Source organism: Roseovarius autotrophicus (genome assembly GCF_018069895.1).
Taxonomy (GTDB): domain Bacteria; phylum Pseudomonadota; class Alphaproteobacteria; order Rhodobacterales; family Rhodobacteraceae; genus Roseovarius; species Roseovarius autotrophicus.
Window position 1 is genome coordinate 1 of record NZ_JAGQDH010000055.1, and the last position, 2,834, is coordinate 2,834.

A 2,834-nucleotide genomic window follows, 5' to 3' on the forward strand; every position below is an offset into this window, starting at 1 on the left:
TCGCCTATCTCAACGCAACACTGACAGCGATCGCCAATGGCCATCCGCAAAGCGGCATCGACGACCTGCTGCCGTGGAACTTCAAGACGTCAAGCTAAGCTGCACGTGATGTCCAGCTAACGCTTACCGTGCCGTAGGCGATCAGCACGAAGGCCAGAGCGCCGAGCACCCATGTCGGGCGGCGCGGCTTCACGACCCACCAGAGCAGCCCAAGGGCGAACCGCAGCACGCTCCGCTTGCCTTGCGCCGCCGCCACGCGGTCATTGACCTCTGGCTTGAGCTTGCGCGGGCGCGGGGCTTTCCTGCCCAGCACATCGATCCTGAAATCAGTCATGCCTGCCTCCCTTGCGGGAGTAGCGCAGGCGCACGTGCGGCTTGCCGCTGCGGGGGTGATCTCCTTCCATGGGGTTGGGCGCAGCCCAGTCCCGCCATGGCGACACCTCCCAGTAGCGCACCTTCTCGGCCACCACGGGCGGGGCGGATTTCACGAAGAGCAGTTGCCGATCTTCGGGCAGCGCCATGATTTCTTGCGGCAGCATGAGCGGCACGCCGCGTTCGGACACGCTGATCCCAAGCTCGTCATCATCGGTCTGCCCGAGATTGTAGTTTCGGGTGATGATCGAGCGCTCGCCCATAAGCCGCGAGAGGCGGACAGACAGCTCCATGTCCTGCACCGCGAAGAACTGCTTCACTTCGGACTGGCTCAGGATGATGTTCGCCGTATCGCGCCCGTAGACCTGGACGAGGTGCGAGAGGTCTTGCACAACCGCCCAGACGCGCACGCCATAGCCAGGCAGCAATGTCAGCGCTTCGGCCAGCCCCGCGATGCGCCCCATATTGGCAAACTCATCGAGCAGGAACAGAACACGCTGATCACCGCGTTGCGTCGCAACGGCATTGATCGCGTGCTTTGTGACGAGGCCGAGCCAGACGCCATAATCGGCGGTCCGCTCGGCGGGGATCATCACATAGACGGTTGTGCCTTCGGCCTTGAGATCATGGAAGCTGACATCGGAGCCTGACACGGCCTCGGCCAGTTGCCCGCCTGGACGGAAGACTTGCAGCGCGTTCGAAACGCCCGTGCGGAAATCCGAGAATTGCCGCACGCCTTCTTCGAACTGCGTCAGGAATTCCTGCCCGTAAGCCGACACAACACCGTCGAGCGAATCCGACTTCGCCATATCAACGAAGGTCATTTCCAGAAGGTCAGTGCTTTTCACGACCGCCAGAGTTCGGGCAGGTTGCATTTCTGCGGCCTGCCGCGTGTGACGATGTGCAGGATCAGCCCTTCGAGCAGGTTCCGCGCCGCGTCCCTGAAATACTGGTTCTTGTCGCCGCCCGCAGGTTCGGGGATAAGTTGTAGCGCAAGCGAGCGCGCGGCATCGCCAAGATCATGGTGACGGCGCGGATCGGCGGCCATGCCGATCAGCGGCTCAAGCGGATTGTACCGATGGCGCGGCAGGTCATGCAGCCCCCACGGGTTGAGATAGATGATCTTGTGCCCGAACGTGTCCTGCCGATGTTTGGCCGTCACGGCAGCAAGCTCACCCTTCGGATCGGTGACAAAGACCGAGCCAGGGTAATGCAGCAGGTTCGGGATCACGACGCTCGTGCCTTTGCCCTGCCGCGCAGGCGCAACCGTCACCAGATGCGCCTTTCCATTGAAGAACAGCGGCACGCCGTTCAGCGCGCCAACCAACAGCCCGTGCGGATCGGTCAGCCCCGTGTCAGCGCAATCCTGAAGGCTCGCAAAGCTAGCAGTTCCGAAGATGCCCGTGGGGTTCTCCGCACGGCGGCGCTTGAAATGCAGGCTGACACCGCGCACGAAATCGCCGACACCAGAGGCGGCAAGCCCGACGCCGCAGAGCCCGAGCACGCCGAGATACGTTGCCGACACGGGATCGGCCAGCGCATCCAGCGAACGCCCGAGGGCGTAGGATATGGCAATAATCGACTCGCCGCCCAGCAGCTTGCCAAGCGGGTTCGGTTACCTCTGCGTTCGCATGGCACCGTCCAATCCACAAAAGTTTCTCTGTTGGGAATAAGTTGATTCTCGGTCTGAAGCTTTTCAACGATTATTTTCATCGGCGACTGCAAATAGATTCGCCTGACCACAGAAAATGCCTCTACAGTAAGGGCTTAACACTTTGGGAAAGGTAGGAGCAAACGCCAGCCATGAAAGTCCTGTTCGTCTGCACCGCCAACAAGCTCAGAAGCCCGACTGCCGAGGATGTGTTCAGGGACTACCCTGGCATCGAGGCGATATCGGCGGGCACGGATGCGCACGCGCCAAGGCCGCTGACATCGGCGCTTGTCGCCAGCGCCGATCTGATCTTCGCGATGGAGAACCACCACCGCGAGCGGATCAGGAAGAAGTACAAACAGCGACCGCCAGACAGCCGCATCATCACGCTGCACATCCCTGATGAGTATGAGCGCGGCGATCCTGCCCTCATCGCGCTGCTAAGGGAGAAGGTGGAACCCCGTCTTGCCAGCATCGTCAGCGATAAGCTAAGTTGATGCGGTGCAACATCGGCGCAGCATGATGCGCTGCAATATCCTTTGTACTACAGCGAAAACCTCGCCGTTTGAGTGAACGCAAGATGTGGGTTGTACGGCGTTGTTGCAGAAAGGTGGCTTGAGGCGTGAGTTCCCCTTGCCCCTTCCGGTTCAGGCCACGCGGACGATCTCGGCGGTGCCGAGGGCATTGAAGCGGTTGATGAGTGCGACGCGGATGTGGATTTCGGCGGTTTGGCGGTCTGGGTCTCTCGCGGCGATGCGTTCGCCGAAAGACTTGAGGTCGAGCAGGTTCAGCGCCACAGGTTCGAGCGAAC

The 2,834-nt window shown here is 61.2% G+C and carries 5 protein-coding genes and 1 pseudogene; 2 read left to right on the plus strand and 4 right to left on the minus strand.

Annotation, left to right across the window (positions count from 1 at the left end; genetic code table 11):
* Nucleotides 1-98 (plus strand): transposase domain-containing protein (locus KAK09_RS18405; RefSeq protein WP_210879786.1); only part of this gene is annotated, 98 nt, incomplete at its 5' end.
* Here the strand turns inward: KAK09_RS18405 and KAK09_RS18410 are convergent.
* The 3 genes from KAK09_RS18410 to KAK09_RS18420 are packed head-to-tail and all read right to left on the minus strand — an operon-like array spanning nt 95 to nt 1,897.
* On the minus strand, nt 95-334 hold the full coding sequence (locus tag KAK09_RS18410; protein WP_210880378.1) for a hypothetical protein: 240 nt from the start codon (nt 332-334) through the stop codon (nt 95-97). The two genes, KAK09_RS18405 and KAK09_RS18410, sit on opposite strands and share 4 nt — an antisense overlap.
* Nucleotides 327-1,196 (minus strand): type IV secretory system conjugative DNA transfer family protein, encoded by an 870-nt coding sequence (locus KAK09_RS18415; protein ID WP_210880379.1) that lies wholly within the window; start codon nt 1,194-1,196, stop codon nt 327-329. Before KAK09_RS18415 ends, KAK09_RS18410 begins: the two co-directional genes overlap by 8 nt.
* Nucleotides 1,197-1,216: 20 nt before the next feature.
* On the minus strand, nt 1,217-1,897 hold the full coding sequence (locus KAK09_RS18420) for a type IV secretory system conjugative DNA transfer family protein (RefSeq protein ID WP_210880380.1): 681 nt from the start codon (nt 1,895-1,897) through the stop codon (nt 1,217-1,219).
* 278 nt (nt 1,898-2,175) lie between these two features.
* On the opposite strand from KAK09_RS18420, the gene KAK09_RS18425 reads away from it, so the two are divergent.
* Nucleotides 2,176-2,520 (plus strand): low molecular weight protein tyrosine phosphatase family protein, encoded by a 345-nt coding sequence (locus KAK09_RS18425; RefSeq protein WP_210880381.1) that lies wholly within the window; start codon nt 2,176-2,178, stop codon nt 2,518-2,520.
* A 150-nt stretch (nt 2,521-2,670) separates the two neighbouring features.
* Here KAK09_RS18425 and KAK09_RS18430 read toward each other — a convergent pair.
* Nucleotides 2,671-2,834: pseudogene (locus KAK09_RS18430) on the minus strand (IS5/IS1182 family transposase); the annotation flags it as partial.

What these genes read in the sequence shown, in the direction of transcription:
- KAK09_RS18425 (WP_210880381.1), top strand. Translation starts at nt 2,176, where the DNA reads ATGAAAGTCCTGTTCGTCTGCACCGCCAACAAGCTCAGAAGCCCGACT.
- KAK09_RS18410 (WP_210880378.1), bottom strand. Translation starts at nt 334, where the DNA reads ATGACTGATTTCAGGATCGATGTGCTGGGCAGGAAAGCCCCGCGCCCG.
- KAK09_RS18415 (WP_210880379.1), bottom strand. Translation starts at nt 1,196, where the DNA reads ATGACCTTCGTTGATATGGCGAAGTCGGATTCGCTCGACGGTGTTGTG.